The organism is Actinomadura chokoriensis (assembly GCF_039529475.1).
Taxonomy (GTDB): domain Bacteria; phylum Actinomycetota; class Actinomycetes; order Streptosporangiales; family Streptosporangiaceae; genus Spirillospora; species Spirillospora bangladeshensis.
This window is the reverse complement of record NZ_BAAAMW010000004.1, coordinates 123,853-146,083: the sequence shown is the minus strand read 5'-3', so window position 1 is coordinate 146,083 and position 22,231 is coordinate 123,853. Positions and strand designations below refer to the sequence as shown.

The following is a 22,231-nucleotide window of genomic DNA, read 5'->3' as shown; positions in this document are numbered from 1 at the left end:
CTCCCTGAGCACCGGGCGGCGCGAGGCGGGGGTGGGGCGTCAGTGGGGGTTCAGTAGGGCTGCAGGACGTCGCCGCAGCTGTTGCAGGTACGGGCCTCGACGTCGTCGAAGAAGCGCTGGTACGCCTCGCCGACCGGGTCGGTCGAGTAGTCGGCGATGTGGCACGACTCCTCGTGCAGGAACTCCCCGCAGCTCTGGCAGTACCACTGGAACCGGTCGAGCTCGCCGGGCCGGCGGAGCCGCTCGATCACGATGATGAAGGCGTCCGGGTCGAACCGGGGCGAGTGCGGGAGCCGGGACGGCGTGAAGATCGCCGACCCCTCCGGGATCACGTCGACGACCTCGGTGCCGTCCGGCCGGCGGCTGTGCAGCCGCAGCTCGCCCCGGATCGTGTACATGACCTCGTCGCTCGGATTGAGGTGGAACTCGCTGCGGTACTCGCGTCCGCGCGCGACGAACGCGAGGGACTCGCTCTCCTGCCACAGCACCTCGACGCGCTTGCCGCTCTTGCCGAGGCGCTCGGCGATCGCGTCGAGGTCGACGACCGGCATGCGGTACGGCACGGTCATGGCGCTCCTCCCACTCAGCTCTGCTCGGTGACGACGGCGGCGACGCACTCGACCTCGACGCGCACGCCGGCGCGGTGCGGCGGCGCGTTCACCGTCGTGCGCGCCGGGAAGCTCTCGCAGTCGGCGAAGAACTCCCGGTAGGCCTGGTTGAACTCGGGGAACTGCGCGGCGTCGCGGAGGTAGCAGTTGCACTTGAGGATCGAGTCCTTGGTGCCGCCGGCGGCCTCCACGACCGCGAGCAGGTTGGTGAGCGTCTGCTTCACCTGCGCGGCGATGTCGTCGGAGACGATCTCCCGGGTCGCGGGGTCCAGCGGTCCCGTCCCGGAGCAGAAGATGAGGTCCCCGTGGACGATCGCCTGCGACAGGGGCGGGACGGTGCCCGCGGAGAAGCCGACCTTGGGCGCGTTGCTCGAACTGACCGAGATCTTCGACATGGCACTCCTTGCTCGACTGTGCATCCGACCAGCGGAAACCGGCGCGGGCCGGGCGCGGCCCGCCGTTCGGCGCGACTTTAACCACCATATTGGTTAGAGTCAATGCCCCTTGATCAACTATCGGTCGCCGACCTGCGCGACCATCCGGAAGATTGTCAGCCGCGACCTAATCCATCATAATGGTTATCTGAAACTAGGCTCCGGAGGAAGGCATGACACAGGCATGACACCGACGCACGGGCCCGCCGCCTCGGGGGCCCCTCGCGGAGCGGGCGGGCCGGCGGCCGTGGACGTCCACGCGCACGCGATGCCCATGCCGCTGCTCCGCCACCTCGCCGGCCGCGGCCTCGCGGACCTCTCGCGGATCGACGCGGGAACGCTGCTGCTGGACCCGGCCGTGTCCGGGGTCGCCAAGGGCGCCCGGATCCCGCTGCCCGCCGACCAGTACGACGTCCCGCGCCGGCTGGCCTCCCTGGACGCGGCCGGCATCGACCTGCAACTGGTGGCCGCGCCGCCGTTCGTGTTCGGCTCGTCCTCGGACGACGGCGACCTCGTCATGGAGGTCACCCGCCGGTCCAACGACGCGCTCGCCGAGTACGTCGCGCAGGGCGGCGGACGGCTCGCGGCGCTCGGCACGGTGCCGGTCGGCCTGCCCGGAGCGGCCCGCGAGGCCGCCCGCTGCCTGGACGACCTCGGCATGGCGGGGCTGACGACCGGCACCTTCGGCGGAGGCCGCGAACTGGACGACCTCGTCAACGAGGACGTGTGGGCGCTGCTCACCGAGCGCCGCGCCTTCTGCCTGGTGCATCCGAGCCGCGCGTCGTCCCCGGCCCGGCTCCGCGACTTCCACTTGGTGCAGCTGCTCGGCTATCCGGCGGAGACCGCGCTCGCCGCCGCCCGTCTGATCTTCGGCGGCGTCCTGGACCGGCACGACCCGGTGCTCTGCCTGGTACACGGCGGCGGCTGCCTCCCCGGCCTGGTCCCCCGGCTCGACCTCGGCTGGACGCGCAAGGCCGAGTCGCGGACGATCCCGCGACCGCCGCGCGACTACCTGCGCCGGCTGCACTTCGACACCGCCGTCTTCGACGACACCGCGCTCCGCCGCCTGATCGAGGACGCCGGCCACGACCGCGTCCTGCTCGGCACGGACCTGCCGTTCGACCTCGCCGACGTCGACGCGGTCGCCGCGGTCCGGCGGCAGGGCCTGGACCCGGCGGCCGAGCGCGCGGTCCTCGCCGGGAACGCGCTGCGGCTGGTCCCCTCCCTCCAGCAGTGGCACTGACGAAGGAGGTCCCGACATGCCGCTCGTCCAGATCAGCCTGGCCGCCGGCCGGCCACCCGACCAGATCCGGCGACTGATCGCCGAGGTGCACGACGCGGTCGTGCGCGCCACCGGCACCGACCCGGCGCGCGTGCGGGTGCTCGTCCAGGAGCTCCCGCCGACGCACTGGGCGGCCGGCGGCGTCACGCTCGCCGAGCGCGACGGCCCCGCCGCGCCCGCCCCCGGCACACCCGCCTCCGGCACAACAGAGAAGTGAGGGTCAACAGCACATGGAGTTCTTCGGGCACGTCATCGACGGCGAGGAAGCCGAGTCGCGGGACGGCGCGCGCTTCGACAGCGTCGACCCCTGGACCCGGCAGCCCTGGGCGCAGGTGGCGCTCGCCTCCCCCGGCGACGTCGAGCGGGCCGTCGCGGCCGCGCGGCGGGCGTTCGACGACGGACCGTGGCCCCGCATGGGCCACGCCGAGCGCGGCCGCATCCTGCACCGCCTCGCCGACCTCGTCGAGGAGCACAAGCGGGAGCTCGGCATGGCCGACACCCGCGACATGGGCAAGCCGGTCGCGCAGAGCATCGGCAACGACGTCGGCCGGTCGGCCCACAACCTGCGGTTCTTCGCCGACCACGCGCAGCTCGCGGCGGCGGACACGCTGCCGATGGACAGCGGCCACCACGCCTACAGCGTGTACGGGCCGGCCGGCGTCGTCGCCGCGATCGCGCCGTGGAACTTCCCGCTGATGCTGGAGACCTGGAAGATCGCGCCCGCGCTGGCGTGGGGCAACACCGTCGTCCTCAAGCCGGCGGAGGACACCCCCGCGTCGGCGACGATCCTGGCCCGGCTCGCGACGGAGGCGGGGCTGCCGCCCGGCGTCCTCAACGTCGTGCACGGCTACGGTCCGCAGTCGGCCGGGGAGGCGCTGACCCAGAGCGCCGCCATCGACCGGATCACGTTCACCGGCGCGTCCAGCACCGGACGGGCCATCGCGCGGATCGCGGGCGGCAACCTCGTCCCGGTGAGCCTGGAGCTCGGCGGCAAGGGCGCCAACCTCGTGTTCGCGGACGCCGACCTGGACAACGCGGTGGACTGGTCCATCCGCGCCATCTTCACGAACGCCGGCCAGGTGTGCCTCGCGGGCAGCCGCCTCTACGTGCAGCGCGAGGTGTACGACGAGTTCCTCGACCGGTTCACCGCCGCCGCCGAGGCGATGGCGATCGGCGACCCGTCCGACGAGGGCACCCGGCTCGGCCCGCTCGCCTCGCAGGAGCACTACAAGAAGGTGCGCGGGTACGTGGAGACCATCGAGTCGGAGGGCGGCCGCATCCGCACCGGCGGGCTCGGCGCGGGCTGGGTCGTCCGGCCCACGGTGGTCACGGACATGCCGCAGGACGCGGCGCACTGCCGGGAGGAGATCTTCGGCCCGCTGGTCGTCGTGAGCCCGTTCGACACCGAGGCCGAGGCGGTCGCGCTGGCGAACGACACGCCGTACGGTCTGAACGCCATGGTCTTCACCGAGAACCTCAGCAGGGCGCACCGGGTGTCCGCGGCGCTCCGCGCCGGGACGGTCTGGGTGAACTGCTTCTTCATCCGCGACCTGCGCGCCCCGTTCGGCGGGGTCGGCGCGTCCGGCGTCGGCCGCGAGGGCGGCGAGTTCAGCCGGGACTTCTTCACCGAGCCGAAGGCCGTCGTCATGCAGATCGACCGGGACCGGCCCGCCGCGGTGTGAACATCCCCTCCCCCTCCCGGTCCCAGGCGCGTGGCGAGCGCGCGGCACGCTCGCCACGCGTCTGGCCGCTGTACGCGGGCGGCTTCCTCGGCCCGTACGCGGGCACGATGGTCACCCCGATCCTGCACGAGGTCGCCGGCGGCCTGGACACCACGCCCGAGACCACCGCCGCCGCCGTGACCGCGTACATGGTCCCCTACGCCGCGCTGCTGCTGGTCTCGGGGACGTGGGCGGAACGCTGGGGGCGGCGCCGCACCATGCGCCTGTCGCTGCTGTTCTTCATCCTGGCGTCCGCGCTGTGCGCCCTCGCCCCGACCATCGAGACGTTCCTGGTGGGACGCGTCCTCCAGGGCGCCACCAACGCCTTCACCACCCCGCTCCTCGTCGCCGCGATCAGCGACCTCACGCCCCGGGAACGCCTCGGCCGGGCGCTCGGGCTGTTCGCCGCGCTGCAGGCCGCGGGCCAGACGTCCAGCCCGCTGATCAGCGGGCTCTCCGCGGCCGCGGACTGGCGGCTCGCCTTCGTCTTCCCGTCCGCCGTCGCGCTCGCGCTCGCACTGCTCCCGCCCTCGGAGGCAGTCGCCGCCCGCAAGGCCACCGGACGGGCGTCCTGGCGCGTGCTCGCCAACCGGCAGCTCGCGGCCGCCTCCGCCCTGTCGTTCCTGTGCTACCTGCCGGCGATCGCGCTCACCGTCCTCACCGTGCTGCGCGCGGAGGAGCAGTTCGGGCTCGGCCCGGCCGGGCGGGGCCTGGTCAGCGCGGCCTTCGGCGTCGCCGGGCTGCTGTCGGCGAGCGCGCTCGGCCACGGGCTCGACCGGCTGGGCGCGCGGCGCCTCGGCATCGCCCTGTTCGTCCTGCTGGCCGCCGGCCTCCTGGCCGCTGCGCTGGGCCCGACCCTCCTGCTCCTGCTCTGCGGCGTCGTGCTCGCGGGCGTCGCCGTCCCCGGGCTGCGCAACGCCGTGAACGCGCTCGCCGCCGGAAGCGCCCCGTCCAACCGCGCGGGCGCGACCTCGCTCGCGCTCTCCGCCCAGTTCTTCGGCGGTGCGCTCGCACCGGTCCTCTTCGTCCCGCTGTACGACGCCCACGGCGACCCCGCCTTCGCCGCCACCGCCCTGGTGCCGGCCGTCGCCGTCCTGCTGCTCTCCGCCCTCCGCTCCCTGGGCGCCGCGCAGGCGCGCCCGTCCCCGGACGGCGCACGCGAAGACCGCTCCAGTACCGGTCGTAGTACCGCGGTCTGACGAACGCGACGGCATCCGGAGTGAGGCCGTGAATGGCTCACGCGACGGATGTGCGGCCGATCCGCCGCTGCCTATCGTCACTGCACATGATCACAAGAAACGGCATGTTCGGACGGACGACGGCCGTGGTCCTCGGCGCCGCACTGCTGGCTTCGGCCACCCCGGCGATGGCGGCCGGCCACGGCGGGCCGCAGCCGGTGGTGGAGCGGCTGACCGGACCGGACGGAGCACCCGGGGCGCTCGTGGAAGTCGACGAGGCAGGCCGCCGGACGGTCGCCACCGCCGGTGTCGCCGACGTCCGGACGGGCACGCCCGTGAATCCCCGCAGCCGCTTCCGCATCGGCAGCCTGACCAAGCCGTTCACCGCCACCGTCGTGCTCCAGCTCGCCGGCGAGGGACGCATCGACCTGGACGCCCCGGTGGAGCGCTACCTGCCCGGAGTGGTGCGCGGCGCCGACAACGACGGGCGGGAGATCACCGTCCGGCACCTGCTCCAGCACACCAGCGGGCTGCCGGACGTCCTGGACTACCTGAACCCGCTCAGCGTCCTCGACGACCCGTATCGGCACTGGGACGCGCGCGAACTGGTCGGCATCGCCCTGCCGCACCCCCGCGAGTTCACTCCCGGCAAGGGCTGGGGCTACTCCAACACCAATTACCTGCTGGCCGGAATGGTCATCGAGAGCGTGACCGGGCACCCCTACGGCCAGGAGATCCGCCGGCGCGTGATCCGTCCGCTCCACCTGCGCGACACGTTCGTGCCGGGCGACGCGCCCGGCATCCCCGGGCCGAACCCGCACGGGTACGTGCGGCCGGGGCCCGAACTGGTGGACATCACCCGCTTCAACCCGACCGTCGCCGGGGCCGCCGGCGGGATGATCTCCAGCGCGTCCGACCTCAACCGGTTCCTCGGAGCGCTGCTGGACGGACGCCTGCTGAAGCCGGCGCTGCTGCACGCGATGCTGCACACCGTCCCCACGGGACGCTCGTCCGGGGCCGAATACGGTCTCGGCCTGCAGTGGCTGCCTCCCGCCGAGGGCCGCTGCGGCTTCTGGGGACACGACGGCGACATCCTCGGCTTCAGCGTCCGGACGGGAGCCACCGAGGACGGCAGGCGCGCCACCGTCATGGTCAACCTCAACCCGGGCGGCGGCCCGTCCCTCGACACCGCCATGAAGGACGCCCTCCCCGCGGCCCTCTGCGACTAACCGTCGGCTTCTTCTAGGTTCCGCTCGTGTGCCAGGGCGGGACGTCCTCCAGGTCGCCGAACGCCTCGGCGTACCAGGTGCGGGCGGCAGAGTCGGACGGCCAGGGCTCCATCACGATGTGCTCCTGGAGGTGGCGCGCGAGTTCGACGCGGGTCTCGGCCGAGAGGCGGTCGCGGTCGGCGGCGACCTGCCGGAGCAGCCTCAGGAAGAGTGCGTTCCGGCCGACCACGTCGCCCGCCGACCGGCTCGCGAGGATGACTCCGGGCAGCGCCAGGTAGAGGTCGTCGAGCGGAGGCTCAGCGGGATCACTCGACGCGCACCAGAGTTCGAGGAACGCGTTCGTCGTCGACCGGACCTGCCCGCCCGCGCCGCCGAAGGCCCTGGTCGCGCCCTGGCCGAAGGCGTCCAGGTGCTCGACGACCGGGGTGAGGGCGTGCGGTGCGGGAGCCCTGCCCGCTCCGGGCCGAAGCCGTCCCTGTTCCAGCCGTCCCGGGTGTCGACCTGCTGCAGGAGGTCGATGACCACCCGGCCGATCCGCTCCTTCTCCGCCGCGCCGAGGTCGGCCACGAGATCGCCGAGGAACAGCCGGACGAAGTTCTCGCGTCCGGTCAGCGGTGTGAACGACAGCAGCGCCGCCAGGAAGCGGTCGTCGGTGGTGCGGCGGCTCCGCAGCGCGCTCGCCGCCGCGAGTTCGCCCAGCTCGCGGACGACCAGCCGGGCGATCAGGAACTCCAGGGTCGTCAGGCGGCGCGCCCCGACGGTCGCCTCCGACCGGTGGACGAAGAAGAACCGTCCGGCGACGATCTGGGCCGAGGTCAGCGGCTGCTGGAAGCCCGCGTCCGCCGGGGGGGCCGGCGTCCTCCAGGCCCAGTGCGGCGAGATCGGCCGAGAGTTCGTCCTCGGTGACCCATTGGCGCCCTCGGAGAACGCGGTGAGGGACAGGCGGAGAAGCTCGGCCTCGACGGCGGCGCCGCGCCGGTCGCCGGCGAGCGCCGGCTGCTCCTTCCTGACCTCGCGCTGCGCGAACCTGCGGAAGACGCGTTCGTAGAGGTCGCTCTCCCGCAGGCCCGTCCCCGTCCCGGCGTCGTAGAAGGCCAGCAGGAGCAGGAGCAGCGGCTGCCTCGCCAGGTCGCTCTGCGCAAGCGCGGCGTCGAAGCTCTCGAGCTTCACCGCGGCCAGCTCGGAGAACGGGATGCGGGCCCGGTCGGCGACGGCGGTGCGGCTGGTCACGATCACGGCCACCGGGCGGCCCTGGTCGGCCTCCCGCTCCTGGAAGCGCGCCACCTGCTCCAGGTAGTCGCTCTGACCGATCCCGGGGGCCTGCAGGAGTTCGTCGAACCCGCCGAAGAGGACGACCGGGAGCGCACCGCCGGCCGACCGCGTCGGTCGCCGCTCTGACCGCCGCCTCGATCTGCGACTGGACGTCGGTGTCGGCCGGCACCTCCTGCAGCGGGACCCGGACGGGCAGGAAGTCCGCGGCGGGCAGGCGGGCCGCCACGACCTTGATGAGCAGGGACTTGCCCGAACCCCGCTGCCCGAGCACGAGCAGCGGCCGCTCGGCGACCTGCGGCGAGGTCAGGAACCCGGCGAGGAACCCCTGGAAGTCGGTGCGGACGGGCACCTCCGTCCACCACGACTCCTGGTCGAGCGGCGCGGAGGCCACGACCCCGCCGCACCGGAAGCGGGGATTCAGGTACGCCGCGCCGAGCGCGGGGACGACGACGCCGTCGGCGGGGTCGCTCTGCACGATCGGACGGTCCAGGACCCGCCGGTACCCGCGCGCCGGCGCGAGGCGCCGATCGTCGGGCACGCGTCCGGAGGCGATGCCGTCCAGCAGGCGTCCGAGACCGGCGAGACCGGTCCTCGTAACGCCGGACCGCCCGCGCGGGCACCCGCTCCCGCAGCACCGACCGGAGACCGCCACGCCGGGCGTCGTCCAACCGGTCCCAGACGGCCAGTACTTCCAGGTAGTCGATCAGCGCGTCCGCGAAACCGGCATAGACGTCGCCACGACGGGATTGCCGCTGCCGCCGTGGAACCGCACGGCGTCCGCGTAGCTGAACTGCGACCGCATCCACGCTCCACTCGCCCCGGGGATTCCAACCCTACGGGCCGGGCCGCACGGCGGTCAGGTCGTCACGGCGAGTGCCAGGGACGCGGCGGCCAGGGCGAGAAAGGCACAGGGAAAGGCGATGTTGTAGAAGACCCGCGCCCGTACGTGTGCGGCGACGGCGATGACGAAAAAGGCGACGAGCCCGGCCGCCGCGGCGATGCCGATGACGTCGAGACCGAGCAGCCCCAGGACGAGGCCCGCCGCGCCCGCGCCCTTCAGCGCGGCCAGCAGAGGCAGCGACGAATGCGGCACGCCCACCTCGGCCGAGTTGGCCAGGACGAACTTCGCCTTGGCCAGATCGGCGACGGCGATCGCGCCATTGATCGCGACTGTAATGGCGGTGACGATGACGTAAGTGGTGAACATGGTCATCCCTCGATATCCAGCAGCGCCAGCCGCCGGGGGTCCGCGATGACGTCGTAATGGACGATGAGGCCGTCGACGACGTGGAAGACCAGAGCGGCGAGCGGTTTCTCCCCCACCGCGATACCGGGCCGCCCGTCGATGAGGACCGACCGGGCCCGCCGAGCGCTGGCACGCATCGCACCGGTCTCCTCGATCACGGCCTTTCTCCCGTGCACGCGCTGCGAGGCCCCCGGACGGAGAACCTGCGGGTCGGCCGTCCTCGTCACATCCGGGTGCAGGACCTCCACAAGGCCGTCGATATCGCCCTGCCGGGCCGCCTTCATGAAGGCGCTCACGACCCGATGCGCCTCACTGGACTGCACGTCCGGCCATGCGGAATGGCGGACGCGTCCCCTGGCCCGGCTCGCCAACTTCTTGGCCGACCCTTCGGTCGTGCCCAGAATGTGGCCGATCTCCTCGAAGGGCGCACCGAACACGTCATGCAGAATGAGCGCGACCCGCTGCGGAGGCGTCAACTCCTCGACCACCACCGTGAAGGCGGCGGTCAACTCGGCTGCGAGGAGCGCGACCTCCTCAGGATCCTCTCCCCCAGCGGCTTCCGGTAGGTCTTCGGGCTGCCGGGGGTATTCACGAGACCGTCGCAGAAGATCCAGGCAGAGCCGCGTCACCACAGTCGTCAGCCACGCCTGCGTATTGCGGATCTCCTCGACATCGGCGCGGACGTACTTCGTCCACGCCTCCTGCACGACGTCCTGCGCATCGGCGTCCGACCCGAGAATGCGAAACGCCACCGCCAGCAGATGCGACCGCTCCCGATCAAAGACCACAGCCCGCCGGGTCTCCTCCGCCGCCACGCCGCCTCCCCCTTCCGGTAGTCCACCCCTGAGACGCACCGAACCCACAAAAGGTGACTCCCCACCGGCGACAGCACGCCACACGCCAGCGGCACTGAAACCTCCGCCCAAGTGCAGGCCACCCGGTGCTACAGCACCTCAGGCGGTTGGCCATCCAGCCAGCCCACCCCCTGACCACACCGCCGCCAAACCGCGCAAAGTGGGCGCTCCCGTAGTGGGAAGACGTCACTCCGCCCGGCCCCGATCGACTTGATCTCACCCCCGTCCAGGCGCCCCTGCCCTCACTCTCGCTCGCCCACTGACGCATCACTGGCACGGTGGCCATCGTCGCCCCGGCATCGTCGCGCGCGTCGGCTGACCGGGTCGTTATGTCAACTCGCCAGGGTTGGAACGCGTCTAACGGGCGGCAGCACCAACCTCGCCCGCCCGGGCGCACGTACGAACAGGCAGTCGATGACGATCCACTCTGGTCAGGAACAGGTCATCTGGGAAGGCGAGTCCCGTAACGTCACCGCCCGCGCGACCGGCGGACGGTTCACCTTGCGCTACCGGCTCACCACGCACTATCTGTACTTCGAGACCGGCGGCATCTCCGGCACTCGGCAGGAGCAGATACCGCTGATCAACATCCAGGACGTGGACATCTCGCAGACCCTGCTGCAGAAAACACAGAAGGTCGGGAACGTCCTGGTGCACATCATCCGGCCGGGTGGTCCGCGCGAGACCGCGGTGCTCGACTCGATCGTGGAACCCGTCCAGGTCAGGGATCTCATCAACCGGACCGTCCATGATGTGCGCGCGGCCGTGCACCAGCGGCAACTCGACGAGCAGCGCGATCTCGGCACTCACCGCTTCCAGCACACCGGCCCCATGCCGCAGCCCGCCGGCGGATTCCCCCCGCCGCCCGTGCCGACACCGGCGCTACCCCAGCCGCAACCAGGCGGCCTGCAGGCGACCCCCGCGATCCAGGCCACCAGCCCGGAGGAGGTCATGGCGCTGCTCAAACAGCTCGGCGAGCTCCGTGACAACGGCGTAGTCACGAATGAGGAGTTCGAAGCCAAGAAGAAAGACCTCCTCGACCGTCTCTAGGACGCCCTACCTCCGGCGTGCCGAGTGCCGGTCTGTGGCGCCCAGCGCGGGGAACCTCGCCTCCGTGGCCGACTCCGGCCGAGGCAGGGCCGGGGAAGTATCGGACCGCCACCATGACTGCATGAGAAGACGGGCGCTGGTGTGGAGTGGGGGCGGTGTCGCTGCCGCCGCCGCTGCGGGGCTGGGGTGGTACTTCGCCGCGGTGGGGTTGGACAAAGCCGACAAGCTGGCCAGTGTGACCGGGGTTTTCGTGGGGCTGGCGGGCTTGTGCGTCGCGTTCTATGGCGCCTTGTCCGACAGAACGACCAACGAGGTGGAGCAGTCCGGCCAGCATGTTCGGGAAACGACGGTCGGCGGCAACGTCACGCAGATCCGCGGCGTGGGTGGGAGCGTGCGAATCGGTAATGTGCCCGCGCCGTCCCGTCCATCACGGACCCGCGACCGCTCGGCACCGGCACCCGGCTCGGGTGGGCAATCGGTGGTCGAGTCCCAGATATCCGGCGATGTGACTCAAGTGGAAGGGGTCGGCGGTGACGTCGACGCGGACCGCTGAGGGCACTTCCCGTGACCCGGTCTGGGTGATTGCGCATTGACCGGCCCGTCAATCCCCCCGGACAATGAACCGGCCTCGGCTCAGGGCGTCCATCACAGCGATGTGGCGGACAGCGTCTTCCAGGTGAAGGACGTCCGCGGAGACGTCACCATCAACACGCGGTCGGCCGGGCACAACCACCCACCACCTGGACGGCTGGGCTTTCTCGCCAACCCGAGGTTTCTGGGAGCAGTCGCCTTCGCCGCCCTGGTGGCCATTGTCATCCCCGGCGCCTTCTACGTGAGAGGGCAGATCACGCACGATGCAAGGCAGCCCGGACTCGGCGCCGCCCCTTCGCAGAAGAACGCCTCGGAAGCCGAGATCGAGATAGTCGACATGCTGGTCGACACGCCGCCGGCGGGAAGAAGACTCCCCGCCTCCCTGGACATCAAGCTGCTCAATACGGGTGATCGGCGCAGCGTGATCAAGCGGGCGATCGTGAGCATCCGGAAGTTCTCGCTCATCGAAGTCTGCTTCAGCCAGGGCGGCGGCCTCGACGTATCCGCGACATACGGCCTCACCATGCCCGTTCACCCGACACCGGGCCAGGAGCTGGAAGTCCCGCTCAGCCAGGAGATAGGGCCGGACGAAGCCGACAGGTTCAAACTGAACCTGAGGCTGCCGGAAGCCGCTGCGGAGGTGGGCCGCAACCTCGACGCGGAGAGATTCTTCGTCTACCACATCGGGGTGCAGTTGGTCAGGGACAGGGAGAGCCACAAAGTAAACGCAGGCGATGCAGTCGTTGTACTCCCGGGACCGTTTACCGTAAACCCCCAGGACTTCTTCCTCACCAAGGAGTTCGACCGACACCCCAATCGATACGACGCCTACCACCCAACCCCCCAGGAGATGTCGCATATCAGAGAGTGCCTGGCATCGAACAACACCATCCTGCACGGCTTCATGTCGGTCAACGGAGCCAAGCCCACCTGGTTCTCACAGATAAAGTCACAGCTCATCGACTAATGCGGTCGGCCGGCTGTTGCGGGCAAGTCCCCCAGGGCCAAGAGGGCCAATTTGGCCGCGTCGGCTGCTCCGGCGTCCAGGTGATAGATGACGAATATCGAGCCGAACCGGTGCCCCGCGCTGTCCGCGCCCCGTACGGCGCACGCGACGTCGAACGGGGAGAGAAGGCCGCGGCGGCGCTCCCGGAGTCGAGGGGGACGGGCCGACGGGACCCTCCAGGACGATGACGGCGTCCTGCCCTGGTAGACGCGGAGGCACCCCGTCCCGGCGCCGCGAAGGGCAAGCCGCCCGCAGGTGAGGTACTTTCTGGCCATATGCGTGGCCGGTCGTTCGGCTGGTCGTTCGGCTGCTTCGCGCGGCGGGGGGAGTGGCACGGCGGATGCGGGACGGGCAGAACAGGTCGATGGGCGCCGGCTCCGACCCGATCGGGCTGGTCGGCCGAGACCACGAGCTCGCCGAACTCGCGATGTTCCTGGACAAGGCCGCGGCGGACGGGGCCACCGTCCTGCTCACCGGTGAGCCGGGGGTCGGGAAGACGGCGCTCCTCGACGCGACCGCCGAGCTGGCGGCCGCGAAGGGAATCCGCGTCGTCCGCGGGAGCGGCGTCGAGTACGAGACGGACATCAGCTTCGCGGGGCTCCACCAGCTCGTCGCCTCACTGACGCGGGAACTCGACCGTCTGCCGCCTCCCTTGAGAGAGGCCCTGGAGGTCGCGCTCGGCCTCGGCGCCGGACCCGCGCCGCGACCGATCACCGTCATGAACGCGGCGCTGTCGCTGTTCGAAGAGGCCGCGAAGGACCGCCCGCTGCTCCTCGTGGTCGACGACCTCCATGTCCTCGACCACGCGAGCCGGTCCGCGGTGGGGTTCGTCGCCAGAAGGCTGAGCGGCCGCCGCATCGGAGTGCTCGGGGCCCGGCGGCCGGAGTCCGGTGAGCCGTTCCCCGTCACCGGCCTGACAGAGGTCGAGGTCACGCCGCTCAACGACGCGGACGCGCGGCGACTGCTGGCCCGGCGCTTCGCTCACCTCCCCGGCCGCGTCCTCGCCGGCGTGGCGCGGGAAGCGCAGGGAAACCCCCTCGCCCTGCTCGAGTTCGCCGGCTCCACCGGTGTGTCCGGCGACCGGAACGGCACCGAGGCGGACTGGGGCGGCGGCCCGGGACGAGACGTCCGCGCCCTGTACGGCGCCCGGGTCGAACGGCTGCCGGAGAGGACGCGCGACCTGCTGCTGCTCGCGGCTCTCGAAGGCTCCGGCGACATCGGCGTCCTCGCGGCGGCCGGCGGGCCGGACGGGCTGGAGGAACTCGCCCCGGCGGAACGCGACCACCTGGTCATGGTCGCGGAGAGCGGCCGCGCGGTGCGCTTCCGGCATCCGCTGGTCCGGTCCGCGGTGGTCGACGGCTCCACCGGCGAGCAGCGGCGCAGCGCGCACCGCAGGCTGGCCGACGTGCTGGTGGACCATCCCGAGCGCCGCGGCGACCACCTCGCGAAGGCCACAGTGGTGCCCGACGAGTCGGTCGCCGCCGTGATCGAGTCGGCGGCGGAGCGGAGCCTGCGGCGCGGCGACGCCGACGGCGCGGTCACCAGGCTGCGGCGCGCGGCCGAGTTGAGCCCGGGCCGGGCGGACCGCGGCCGCCGCCAGTCGCGGGCCGCGTACATTGCCGCCTGGGTCGCGGGCCACCTGGACGTCTCGTACGAGATCATGGGCGAGGTGCAGGGCGACCCGGCCCGGTCGCTCTCGGCGGCCGCGGCCACCGGCTTCCTGGTGCTCGTCACGGAGGGCGACGCCGACACGGCCCACACGCTGCTGTTCGACGCGATCGAGCAGGCCCCCGTCCCGTCCGGCCCGCCGCACGGCGAACTGGAGACCGCGCTCTTCACCCTCACGCTCGCCGGCACGTTCTCGGGCCGGGAGGAGCACTGGCGCCCCCTGGTCGACCTGCTCGCCCGGTATCCCGAGGCATCGCCCGCCGCCGCGGCGTCCCTCGGACGCATCCACCACGACATCGGCTCCGTCACCGACGACATGCTGCGCCGCCTGGACGAGGAGATCGCGCGGCTGAAGGGCCAGACGGACGCCGACGTGGTCATCCGCACCGCCCTGGTGGCCGAGTACTTCGACCGGCTCCCGGACTGCCGCGAGGACGTGCTGCGCGTCATCCGCGACGGCGGCGCGATGGGGGCGAGCATGCCGGGCCTGATCTTCGTCGCCGTCGACCACATGTACGGCAGCCGGTGGCGGGAGTCGGCGGAGGCCGCGGCCGAGCTCATCGCGCTGTGCGAGCAGACCGGATACCACCTGTTCGCTCAAGTGGGGCACTACTTCGCCGCGATGGCCGCGGCCCAGCACGGCGACCTCGACGTGTGCGACGAGCACTGCCGGAAGATCTGGGACTGGTCGGGGCCCAGGCGCCTGCGGCGGCTGGTGAACCACGCCCACCAGGCGGCGGCCCGGGCGGCCGTCGGCACCGCCGACTTCGAGGCGGCCTACCGGCACGCCACGGTGATCTGCACCCCCGGCGTGCTGCCGCCCTTCAACCCCGACGCGGTGCTGTCGGCACCCGACCTCGTCGAAGCCGCTCTGCGGTCCGGACGGCCCGCGGAGGCGCGACGGCACGCGGAGGCGATACGCGACGCCGGCATCGACCACCTGTCGTCGCGCTTCGCGCTGACGGTGGCCACGGTCACGGCGATGACGGCGGCCCCCGAGGACACGGCCCGGTGCTTCGAAGAGGCCCTCGCCCTTCCGGGCGCCGGACAATGGCCCTTCGAGTTCGGCCGCGTCCAGCTGGCGTACGGCGAGGCGCTGCGCCGTCAGGGACTCAACCGCGAGGCCCGGACGCAGTTGACCGCCGCCCGCGGGCGCTTCGAGGAACTCGGGGCCCGCCCGTGGGAGGCCCGGGCGGCGGCGGAGCTCCGGGCCACCGGCATGACGCGGACCACCCGCGGCAAGGCGGGCGAGACCCTCACCCCGCAGGAGCTGGAGGTCGCCAGGCTGGCGGCGACGGGGCTGTCGAACCCGCAGATCGCAGCGCGCCTGTTCCTGTCGCCGCGGACGGTGTCGTCTCACCTCTACCGCGTGTTCCCGAAGCTGGGCATCGCCTCCCGCGGTGAACTCCGCGACGCCTTGGACGCCCTGCCCTCAGAGCCGCCGTCCGCCGAGGCGTGACGGCCGCAGTACCGCCCCGGATCCGGTGTCAGCAATGTGGGTGACGGAGGCAGTACCGCTCCGGGTCTGGTGTGAGCAGTGCTTCGTTGGATGTCAGTCACCTGACGGAGCCTCCCGGAGGTCAGTCACCTGACGGAGCCGCTCGGATGTCAGTCAGTTGACAGAGGCTGCCGTCGGGCCGGTCGAGCCAATCTTGTGGAGACATCGAAACCGCCCGGCACTCGGGCGGAACCACAAGGAGCAGACCATGCCGTTCGTCACCACCGGCGACGGAACCGAGATCTTCTACAAGGACTGGGGCTCGGGCCGGCCGATCATGTTCCACCACGGCTGGCCGCTGAGCTCGGACGACTGGGACGCCCAGCTGCTGTTCCTCGTCCAGCGGGGCTACCGCGTCATCGCCCACGACCGCCGGGGGCACGGGCGCTCCGCCCCGGTCGGCCACGGGCACGACATGGACCACTACGCGGCGGACGCCGCCGCCGTGGTCTCGCACCTCGGCCTGCGCGACGTCGTCCACGTCGGCCACTCCACCGGCGGCGGGGAGGTCGCCCGGTACGCCGCCGAGCACGGCGCCGGACGGGTCGCCAAGGCCGTCCTCATCGGCGCGGTCCCGCCGCTGCTGGTCCAGACCGCGGCGAACCCGGGAGGGGTGCCGGCCGAGGTCTTCGACGGCTTCCGCGAGGCCGTGGCCACCGACCGCTCCCAGTTCTACCTGGACATCGCCTCCGGTCCGTTCTACGGGTTCAACCGCCCGGGCGCGGACGCGTCCCAAGGCGTCATCTGGAACTGGTGGCGCCAGGGGATGGCCGGTGCAGCACAGGCGCACTACGAGGGGATCAAGGCGTTCTCGGAGACGGACTTCACCGACGACCTCCGGGCGCTCGACGTGCCCACGCTCATCCTGCACGGCAACGACGACCAGATCGTTCCGATCGCCGGCTCCGCCGAGGTGGCGGTCACGTTGGTCGAGGACGCCACCCTGAAGGTCTACCCGGGGCTGTCGCACGGAATGTGCACCGTGAACGCCGACACCATCAACGCCGACCTCCTCGATTTCATCGAGAGCTGACCCCGGCCGGCCCAGGCCCCGGGCGCGCCCGGCCGCGGAACACCGAACCGTCGGCTTCTCAGCTTCGGAGCCTGAGCAGACGGCACCCGCCTGAAGCCCGACCCGTCACACCCCACCTTTTCCAAGGAGTCTCGCCATGCCCGAGTACACGCCGACCCCCGTCCTGGAAGCCGCCGCCGCCGAGTTCGCCGCGGCCACCGCCACCCCGCCCTACCTGTCCGACCTGGGTCCCGCCGAGGGCCGCAAGACGGTCGACGAGGTGCAGTCCGGTGAGATCGCCAAGCCGCGGATCGACGAGGAGTGGATCACCGTCTCCGGCGGCCCGACCGGCAGTGTCCGGGCCCGTATCGTCCGCCCGGCCGGCGCCGCCGGGCCCCTGCCCGTCATCCTCTACATCCACGGCGCCGGCTGGGTGTTCGGCAACGCCCACACCCACGACCGCCTGGTCCGCGAACTCGCCACCGGCGCGAACGCCGCCGTCGTCTTCCCCGAGTACGACCTCTCCCCCGAGGCCCGCTACCCGATCGCCATCGAGCAGAACTACGCCGTCGCCCGGTGGGTCGTCCGCGAAGGCGCGGACAATGGCCTCGACGCCTCGCGCATCGCGGTCGCGGGTGACTCCGTGGGCGGCAACATGAGCGCCGCGCTGACCCTGATGGCCAAGGAGCGCGGCGACGTCCCGCTGGTGCAGCAGGTGCTGTTCTACCCGGTCACCGACGCGAACTTCGACACCGGCTCCTACCGCCAGTTCGCCGAGGGCTACTTCCTGCGCCGCGACGGCATGCAGTGGTTCTGGGACCAGTACACCACCGACCCCGCTCAGCGCGCCGAGATCACCGCGTCCCCGCTGCGCGCCACCACCGAGCAGCTCACCGGCCTGCCCCCGGCCCTGGTCATCACCGCCGAGGCCGACGTCCTGCGCGACGAGGGCGAGGCCTACGCGGCCAAGCTCCGCGCCGCCGGCGTCCCCGTCACCGCGACCCGCTACCAGGGCATCATCCACGACTTCGTCATGCTCAACGCCCTCCGCGGGACGCAGGCCGCCGAAGCCGCCATCACCCAGGCCATCGCCGTGCTCCGCTCGGCCCTCCACACCGCCTGACCCACAGCGCGGCGGGACCGGGCGGCCGGACCGGCCGCAGGCGAGCCCCTGGCGAAAGGCCGCTCGGTCCCGTCCAAGACCCCGACGCACAACGAGAAAGGGAAAGATCATGTCCGACACCGACCTGCGCGAGTTCTACCACAGCTACGTCGACGCCCTGAACAAGCGCGAGTTCGACCGCATGGACGAGTTCGTCCACGAGTCCATCGTCATGCACAGCGAGCCGAGCTCCCGCGACGCCCTCGTCGCGCAGCTGAACAGCATCGTCGACGCCGTCCCCGACTTCCACTGGGAGATCGAGGAGCTCGCCATCAACGGCGACAGCATCGCCGTCCGGGCGACCAACACCGGTACCCCCACCAAGGAGTGGCTCGGGGCCGCGCCCAACGGCAAGCCGATCAAGATCGTCGAGTACGCCATCTACCGGGTCCGCGACGGGAAGTTCCTGCACATGTCGGCCGTCCACGACGCCGAAACCCTGCGCAAGCAGCTCACGGACTGACCCGTCACACGCGGTAGACGAACAACCCGACACGAACAGGATGCCCCGGCCGTCCGGCCGGGGCATCCGGCGTGCGGGACAGCCATCGGCCCCAATCCGGCACCGCTCCTACCGGTGACGGTGCCGACACCACGATCGACTGAGACGCGCATGCCTGACCGTCTTATGGAATGACCGGTCAGGACTCGAACAGGACCGTGCCGCACCACACTGGGCCGAAGCTGCCGCCCGGCCACAGAGGGGCCATGTGGGGAAGATCCGGAGAACCTGAGAGCCAGTTCACCAGGAACTCCGTAACGGTGATCGGGAGTGGCTCCTGGTCGGCCCATTGGTCGCCTCGTCCCCACAGCACGATCGGCCAGTCGTCGGGGTGGCCAACGGTCAGCCAGCCGAAGTGGTCGGCATCGATGGTGTTGCCCCATGACAAGAACCCGCCGGGCTCCGGCCATGCGGCCATTGGATAGCTGTTCGGACAGGCCTTCCTCAGCTCTCGGTAGACATCGCCCTGGTGTATCGACGCCTTGGCCCAACTGCCACCCGCGTACCGCGGATCCGCCACACCCAGGTACTCGAGGCGGCGCCTGTTCTCGCCTCTCCAGTCGGTGCCGTAGCCGCCGATCTCAAAGCTGCCGTACCGTTCCACCAGCAACATGAAGTCCGCGGGAAGCGCGCTGCCGAGTTCGGCGAACACGGCACTCCAGCTCTTGGTGCCCAGATCGGGAACGTCTGGAGGGGGAACGAGCGCCGCAAGCTCGCCCAGCTTGGCACTGAGGTCTGTCATTCAACGTGTCATACACCAATCGGCCGCGCAGTGCGGCTTCGTTAACGTGACGCGAATCGACGATCTCAGGCGCCGCACCCCTTGGACGCGCGATGTCCGCCGCCTCAAATCCTTCGGTCTCACCGAAAGCCCGGAGACCGGCTGCCGCCTTTCTCCACGTGGCTCTGCCGATAGCCGGGGCGGCTGCGGGCACCTGCGGGACGGCGGTGCCTTGGCCCCCTACCTGGGCTGCCTCATTTGAAGGCGGCGTGGCCGGTGAGGGCCTTGCCGATGACCATCTGGTGGATCTCCGAGGTGCCCTCGTAGGTGAGCACCGATTCAAGGTTGTTGGCGTGTCGCATCACCGGGTAGTCCAGGGTGATCCCGGCGGCCGCGAGGATCGTGCGGCACTCCCGGGCGATCTTGATGGCCTCACGGACGTTGTTCAGCTTGCCGAGGCTGACCTGCTCCGGCTGGAGGCGGCCAGCGTCCTTGAGCCGGCCGAGGTGCAGAGCGAGCAGCATTCCCTTCCCGAGTTCCAGGGCCATGTCCGCCAGTTTGGCCTGGGTCAGCTGGTAGGCCGCGAGTTTCCGGTCGAAGATGTCCCGCTCCTGCGCGTAGGCGATCGCTGTCTCCAGGCAGTCGCGGGCGGCGCCGAGCGAGCCGAACACGATGCCGTAGCGGGCTTCGTTCAGGCACGACAGGGGGCCGGACAGGCCGCGGGCCTCGGGCAGCATCGCCGAGTCGGGAAGCCGGACCTGGTCCAGCACCAGTTCACTGGTGACCGAGGCGCGCAGGGACAGTTTCCTCTTGATCTCCGGGGCGGAGAAGCCGGGGGTGTCCGCCGGGACCAGGAAGCCGCGCACCTTGTCGTCCGTCTGGGCCCACACGACGGCCACATCGGCGACGGAGCCGTTCGTGATCCACATCTTGCTTCCGTTCAGCACCCAGTCACCGCCGGCCCAGGTGGCGCGGGTGAGCATCCCGGCGGGGTTGGAGCCGAAGTCCGGCTCCGTCAGCCCGAAGCAGCCGACCGCCTCCCCCGCGGCCATCCTCGGCAGCCACTCCTGCTTCTGCTCCTCCGAACCCCAATGGTGGACGGCGAACATCGCCAGCGAGCCCTGGACGCTGACCAGCGATCGCAGCCCGGAATCGCCGGCCTCCAACTCCAGGCACGCCAGCCCGTACGCGGTGGCGGAAGTGCCGGCGCATCCGTAACCGTCCAAGTGCATGCCGAGCACGCCCAACTCGCCCAACTCGCGGGCCAGTTCACGGGCGGGGATCGATCCGGACTCGTACCACTCCCCCACCTCGGGCCGGATCCTCTCATCGACGAAGCGACGAACCGTGTCGCGTATCGCACGGTCTTCTTCGCCGATGAGGGAGTCGGCCTCGAAAAGGCCCAGGGGGGTGCGGGTGTCGGCCATGGGTCGGGAGGCTCCTTCTAGGACGCTGTTGAACGGTTCGGGCAGGCCGGTGCCGGGGTTCCCGTGCATGCGGCCGCCTCCTGCATCGGAGCCCTGGCCCTCCGAAGTGGCGCGATGCCGCTGATCGTTTCGGGCCGGGGCGGGGGTGTTGCCGTACCGCCATGTGAGCGGCTTCGGACGGCGCGTCAGTTGAGTGCGCGCTTGAGGATCTTTCCCGTCGACGTCATCGGCAGCGCGTCGACGAACTCGACGATGCGGGGGTATTTGTAGGCGGCCATCTTGTCCTTGGCCCACTCGACGAGTTCCGCCTCGGTGGTGGGATCGCCGCCGTTCTTGACGACCACCGCCTTGATCTCCTCGCCGTGGGACGGGTGCTCGATGCCGATCACGGCGGTCATCGAGACCGCGGGGTGGGTCAGGAGGACTTCCTCGATCTCGCGCGGGTAGACGTTGAACCCGCCGCGAATGATCATGTCCTTGGATCTGTCGACGATCCGGTAGAACCCGTCCGCGTCCCTGGTCGCCAGGTCGCCGCTGCGGAACCAGCCATCGCGCATGACCTCGGTGGTGGCCTCGGGGCGCTTGTAGTAGCCCTTCATGATGTTGTGGCCCTTGATCGCGATCTCGCCGATCTCGTTCTGGCCGGCGGGGACTTCCGTCCAGTCGTCGCGGATGAGTTTCATCTCGACTCCGGGGATGGGCACCCCGATCGAGCCGACGCGCGGCTCTTCGCCGTAGGGCGAGAAGCTGGCCACCGGAGAGGTCTCCGAGAGCCCGTAGCCTTCCAGGATCGTCACCCCGAAGCGCTGTTCGAACCGGCGGTGGATCTCGGTCGGCAGCGAGGCGCCGCCGGACGCCGCCACGCGGAGGTGTTCGGCCACGGAGCCGGCGTCCGGTACATCGGCGGCCGCGTCGAGCAGCCCCCAGTACATGGTGGGCACGCCGGCGAAGAAGGTGACCCTGTGCTGCTTCATGAGCCTCAGCGCCTCGCCCGCGTCGAACCGCGGCAGCATGACCAGCGTGCCGCCGAACGCGAACCCGGCGTTCTGGATCACGGTCTGGCCGAAGGAATGGAACAGCGGCAGGGTGCACAGGTAGACGTCCGGCCGCTGCGCGTCCGCCCGGAAGAGCGCCCTGCTGACCAGTGCGTTGTCGCGCATGTTCCGGTGCCTCAGCTCGGCGCCCTTCGGCTGCCCCGTCGTGCCGGACGTGTAGAGGATCACGGCGGTGTCCTCGTCGGAGCGTTCCACCGACGAGAACTGAGGTGAAGCGGCGGCGAGAAGCGCGTCGAGATCTTCGCCCCCGCCGGTGCCGTCATCGCCGGCCCCTCCCATCAGGAACAGCTCGGTGCATCCGTCGGCCTTCTCGAAGGCCGTCCGCGCGTGGTCGCCGAGAGGCAGCGCCGCGTCTCCGCGGAAGGCGAAGTAGGCCCGTGAGTCCGAGTCGGCCAGGTGGTAGGCGATCTCGTCCGGCTTCATCAGGATGTTCAGCGGCACCACCGTCGCGCCGGCCTTCAGGATCCCGTAGTACACGATCGGGAAGTACAGGGTGTTGGGACATGACAGGGCGACCTTGTCACCCGGCCTCGTCCCGCGGCCGACGAGCAGGGTGGCCACCCGGTTCGCGGCCGCGTCCAGTTCCCGGTACGTCATCTGTCCGCCGGCGTGGACGATGGCGGTGCGGTCGCCGAACTCCTGTGCGGTGTCTTCGAGGAGCTGCGCCAGGTTCGACATGCTCTTACTCCTTCATTTCCCCGGGCAGACGGCTTCC

The 22,231-nt window shown here is 71.0% G+C and carries 22 protein-coding genes; 12 read left to right on the top strand and 10 right to left on the bottom strand.

Annotated elements, in window-relative coordinates; translation table 11 throughout:
- Positions 1 to 50 precede the first annotated feature (50 nt).
- Both ABFX46_RS11275 and ABFX46_RS11270 read right to left on the bottom strand, forming a co-directional pair.
- The gene (locus ABFX46_RS11275; RefSeq protein ID WP_346041698.1) at positions 51 to 569 is read right to left on the bottom strand and encodes a 3-hydroxyanthranilate 3,4-dioxygenase; all 519 of its coding nucleotides are present in this window, start codon (positions 567 to 569) and stop codon (positions 51 to 53) included.
- A 14-nt stretch (positions 570 to 583) separates the two neighbouring features.
- Positions 584 to 1,003, bottom strand: coding sequence for a RidA family protein (locus tag ABFX46_RS11270; RefSeq protein ID WP_346041697.1), 420 nt, complete (start codon positions 1,001 to 1,003; stop codon positions 584 to 586).
- 223 nt (positions 1,004 to 1,226) lie between these two features.
- Between ABFX46_RS11270 and ABFX46_RS11265 the strand changes: the two genes are divergently transcribed.
- The 5 genes from ABFX46_RS11265 (at position 1,227) to ABFX46_RS11245 (ending at position 6,452) form a co-directional block, all read left to right on the top strand.
- Positions 1,227 to 2,285 carry an amidohydrolase family protein gene (locus tag ABFX46_RS11265; RefSeq protein ID WP_346041696.1) on the top strand — a complete coding sequence of 353 codons (1,059 nt, stop codon included), beginning with the start codon at positions 1,227 to 1,229 and terminating at the stop codon, positions 2,283 to 2,285.
- Positions 2,286 to 2,301: 16 nt separating this feature from the next.
- On the top strand, positions 2,302 to 2,541 hold the full coding sequence (locus ABFX46_RS11260) for a tautomerase family protein (protein ID WP_163062950.1): 240 nt from the start codon (positions 2,302 to 2,304) through the stop codon (positions 2,539 to 2,541).
- A 13-nt stretch (positions 2,542 to 2,554) separates the two neighbouring features.
- The gene (locus tag ABFX46_RS11255) at positions 2,555 to 4,006 is read left to right on the top strand and encodes an aldehyde dehydrogenase (protein ID WP_346041695.1); all 1,452 of its coding nucleotides are present in this window, start codon (positions 2,555 to 2,557) and stop codon (positions 4,004 to 4,006) included.
- Entirely contained in the window at positions 4,003 to 5,244 is a 1,242-nt protein-coding gene (locus ABFX46_RS11250) for an MFS transporter (protein WP_346041694.1), read from the top strand. Before ABFX46_RS11255 ends, ABFX46_RS11250 begins: the two co-directional genes overlap by 4 nt.
- Before the next feature lie 86 nt (positions 5,245 to 5,330).
- Positions 5,331 to 6,452, top strand: coding sequence for a serine hydrolase domain-containing protein (locus tag ABFX46_RS11245; RefSeq protein ID WP_346041692.1), 1,122 nt, complete (start codon positions 5,331 to 5,333; stop codon positions 6,450 to 6,452).
- A 13-nt stretch (positions 6,453 to 6,465) separates the two neighbouring features.
- On the opposite strand, the gene ABFX46_RS11240 is transcribed toward ABFX46_RS11245, so the two are convergent.
- The 5 genes from ABFX46_RS11240 to ABFX46_RS11225 are packed head-to-tail and all read right to left on the bottom strand — an operon-like array spanning position 6,466 to position 9,785.
- Positions 6,466 to 6,681, bottom strand: coding sequence for a hypothetical protein (locus ABFX46_RS11240; RefSeq protein WP_346041690.1), 216 nt, complete (start codon positions 6,679 to 6,681; stop codon positions 6,466 to 6,468).
- Positions 6,654 to 7,736 (bottom strand): hypothetical protein, encoded by a 1,083-nt coding sequence (locus tag ABFX46_RS11235; protein ID WP_346041688.1) that lies wholly within the window; start codon positions 7,734 to 7,736, stop codon positions 6,654 to 6,656. The genes ABFX46_RS11240 and ABFX46_RS11235 overlap by 28 nt, the downstream gene beginning before the upstream one ends.
- Positions 7,685 to 8,530, bottom strand: a complete 846-nt coding sequence (locus ABFX46_RS43475; RefSeq protein WP_428831238.1) for an NACHT N-terminal helical domain 7-containing protein — start codon at positions 8,528 to 8,530, stop codon at positions 7,685 to 7,687. Before ABFX46_RS43475 ends, ABFX46_RS11235 begins: the two co-directional genes overlap by 52 nt.
- Positions 8,531 to 8,580: 50 nt before the next feature.
- On the bottom strand, positions 8,581 to 8,937 hold the full coding sequence (locus ABFX46_RS11230) for a DoxX family protein (protein ID WP_346041686.1): 357 nt from the start codon (positions 8,935 to 8,937) through the stop codon (positions 8,581 to 8,583).
- Positions 8,934 to 9,785: a sigma-70 family RNA polymerase sigma factor gene (locus ABFX46_RS11225; RefSeq protein ID WP_346041685.1), complete on the bottom strand. Its 852-nt coding sequence runs from the start codon at positions 9,783 to 9,785 to the stop codon at positions 8,934 to 8,936. Before ABFX46_RS11225 ends, ABFX46_RS11230 begins: the two co-directional genes overlap by 4 nt.
- Positions 9,786 to 10,238: 453 nt before the next feature.
- Between ABFX46_RS11225 and ABFX46_RS11220 the strand changes: the two genes are divergently transcribed.
- The 7 genes from ABFX46_RS11220 (at position 10,239) to ABFX46_RS11190 (ending at position 18,274) form a co-directional block, all read left to right on the top strand.
- On the top strand, positions 10,239 to 10,874 hold the full coding sequence (locus ABFX46_RS11220) for an SHOCT domain-containing protein (RefSeq protein ID WP_346041683.1): 636 nt from the start codon (positions 10,239 to 10,241) through the stop codon (positions 10,872 to 10,874).
- A gap of 121 nt (positions 10,875 to 10,995) precedes the next feature.
- On the top strand, positions 10,996 to 11,427 hold the full coding sequence (locus tag ABFX46_RS11215) for a hypothetical protein (RefSeq protein WP_346041681.1): 432 nt from the start codon (positions 10,996 to 10,998) through the stop codon (positions 11,425 to 11,427).
- A 102-nt stretch (positions 11,428 to 11,529) separates the two neighbouring features.
- Positions 11,530 to 12,432: a hypothetical protein gene (locus tag ABFX46_RS11210; protein ID WP_346041680.1), complete on the top strand. Its 903-nt coding sequence runs from the start codon at positions 11,530 to 11,532 to the stop codon at positions 12,430 to 12,432.
- A gap of 379 nt (positions 12,433 to 12,811) precedes the next feature.
- Entirely contained in the window at positions 12,812 to 15,598 is a 2,787-nt protein-coding gene (locus ABFX46_RS11205) for an ATP-binding protein (RefSeq protein ID WP_346041678.1), read from the top strand.
- A 247-nt stretch (positions 15,599 to 15,845) separates the two neighbouring features.
- The gene (locus tag ABFX46_RS11200; RefSeq protein ID WP_346041676.1) at positions 15,846 to 16,670 is read left to right on the top strand and encodes an alpha/beta fold hydrolase; all 825 of its coding nucleotides are present in this window, start codon (positions 15,846 to 15,848) and stop codon (positions 16,668 to 16,670) included.
- Between the two features lie 136 nt (positions 16,671 to 16,806).
- Positions 16,807 to 17,772, top strand: a complete 966-nt coding sequence (locus ABFX46_RS11195; protein ID WP_346041674.1) for an alpha/beta hydrolase — start codon at positions 16,807 to 16,809, stop codon at positions 17,770 to 17,772.
- A gap of 109 nt (positions 17,773 to 17,881) precedes the next feature.
- Positions 17,882 to 18,274 carry an ester cyclase gene (locus ABFX46_RS11190; RefSeq protein WP_346041673.1) on the top strand — a complete coding sequence of 131 codons (393 nt, stop codon included), beginning with the start codon at positions 17,882 to 17,884 and terminating at the stop codon, positions 18,272 to 18,274.
- 178 nt (positions 18,275 to 18,452) lie between these two features.
- On the opposite strand, the gene ABFX46_RS11185 is transcribed toward ABFX46_RS11190, so the two are convergent.
- The 3 genes from ABFX46_RS11185 to ABFX46_RS11175 all read right to left on the bottom strand — a co-directional run bounded on the left by ABFX46_RS11185 (position 18,453) and on the right by ABFX46_RS11175 (position 22,194).
- Positions 18,453 to 19,055, bottom strand: a complete 603-nt coding sequence (locus ABFX46_RS11185; protein ID WP_346041672.1) for a hypothetical protein — start codon at positions 19,053 to 19,055, stop codon at positions 18,453 to 18,455.
- Positions 19,056 to 19,288: 233 nt separating this feature from the next.
- Positions 19,289 to 20,461 carry an acyl-CoA dehydrogenase family protein gene (locus tag ABFX46_RS11180; RefSeq protein ID WP_346042139.1) on the bottom strand — a complete coding sequence of 391 codons (1,173 nt, stop codon included), beginning with the start codon at positions 20,459 to 20,461 and terminating at the stop codon, positions 19,289 to 19,291.
- Between the two features lie 185 nt (positions 20,462 to 20,646).
- The gene (locus ABFX46_RS11175) at positions 20,647 to 22,194 is read right to left on the bottom strand and encodes a long-chain-fatty-acid--CoA ligase (RefSeq protein WP_346041670.1); all 1,548 of its coding nucleotides are present in this window, start codon (positions 22,192 to 22,194) and stop codon (positions 20,647 to 20,649) included.
- Positions 22,195 to 22,231 lie beyond the last annotated feature (37 nt).

What these genes read in the sequence shown, in the direction of transcription:
- ABFX46_RS11255 (WP_346041695.1), top strand. Translation starts at nt 2,555, where the DNA reads ATGGAGTTCTTCGGGCACGTCATCGACGGCGAGGAAGCCGAGTCGCGG.
- ABFX46_RS11265 (WP_346041696.1), top strand. Translation starts at nt 1,227, where the DNA reads ATGACACCGACGCACGGGCCCGCCGCCTCGGGGGCCCCTCGCGGAGCG.
- ABFX46_RS11195 (WP_346041674.1), top strand. Translation starts at nt 16,807, where the DNA reads ATGCCCGAGTACACGCCGACCCCCGTCCTGGAAGCCGCCGCCGCCGAG.
- ABFX46_RS11270 (WP_346041697.1), bottom strand. Translation starts at nt 1,003, where the DNA reads ATGTCGAAGATCTCGGTCAGTTCGAGCAACGCGCCCAAGGTCGGCTTC.
- ABFX46_RS11245 (WP_346041692.1), top strand. Translation starts at nt 5,331, where the DNA reads ATGATCACAAGAAACGGCATGTTCGGACGGACGACGGCCGTGGTCCTC.
- ABFX46_RS11180 (WP_346042139.1), bottom strand. Translation starts at nt 20,461, where the DNA reads ATGGCCGACACCCGCACCCCCCTGGGCCTTTTCGAGGCCGACTCCCTC.
- ABFX46_RS11260 (WP_163062950.1), top strand. Translation starts at nt 2,302, where the DNA reads ATGCCGCTCGTCCAGATCAGCCTGGCCGCCGGCCGGCCACCCGACCAG.
- ABFX46_RS11200 (WP_346041676.1), top strand. Translation starts at nt 15,846, where the DNA reads ATGCCGTTCGTCACCACCGGCGACGGAACCGAGATCTTCTACAAGGAC.
- ABFX46_RS11275 (WP_346041698.1), bottom strand. Translation starts at nt 569, where the DNA reads ATGACCGTGCCGTACCGCATGCCGGTCGTCGACCTCGACGCGATCGCC.
- ABFX46_RS11230 (WP_346041686.1), bottom strand. Translation starts at nt 8,937, where the DNA reads ATGACCATGTTCACCACTTACGTCATCGTCACCGCCATTACAGTCGCG.
- ABFX46_RS11190 (WP_346041673.1), top strand. Translation starts at nt 17,882, where the DNA reads ATGTCCGACACCGACCTGCGCGAGTTCTACCACAGCTACGTCGACGCC.
- ABFX46_RS11205 (WP_346041678.1), top strand. Translation starts at nt 12,812, where the DNA reads ATGCGGGACGGGCAGAACAGGTCGATGGGCGCCGGCTCCGACCCGATC.
- ABFX46_RS11185 (WP_346041672.1), bottom strand. Translation starts at nt 19,055, where the DNA reads ATGACAGACCTCAGTGCCAAGCTGGGCGAGCTTGCGGCGCTCGTTCCC.
- ABFX46_RS11175 (WP_346041670.1), bottom strand. Translation starts at nt 22,194, where the DNA reads ATGTCGAACCTGGCGCAGCTCCTCGAAGACACCGCACAGGAGTTCGGC.
- ABFX46_RS11215 (WP_346041681.1), top strand. Translation starts at nt 10,996, where the DNA reads ATGAGAAGACGGGCGCTGGTGTGGAGTGGGGGCGGTGTCGCTGCCGCC.
- ABFX46_RS11220 (WP_346041683.1), top strand. Translation starts at nt 10,239, where the DNA reads ATGACGATCCACTCTGGTCAGGAACAGGTCATCTGGGAAGGCGAGTCC.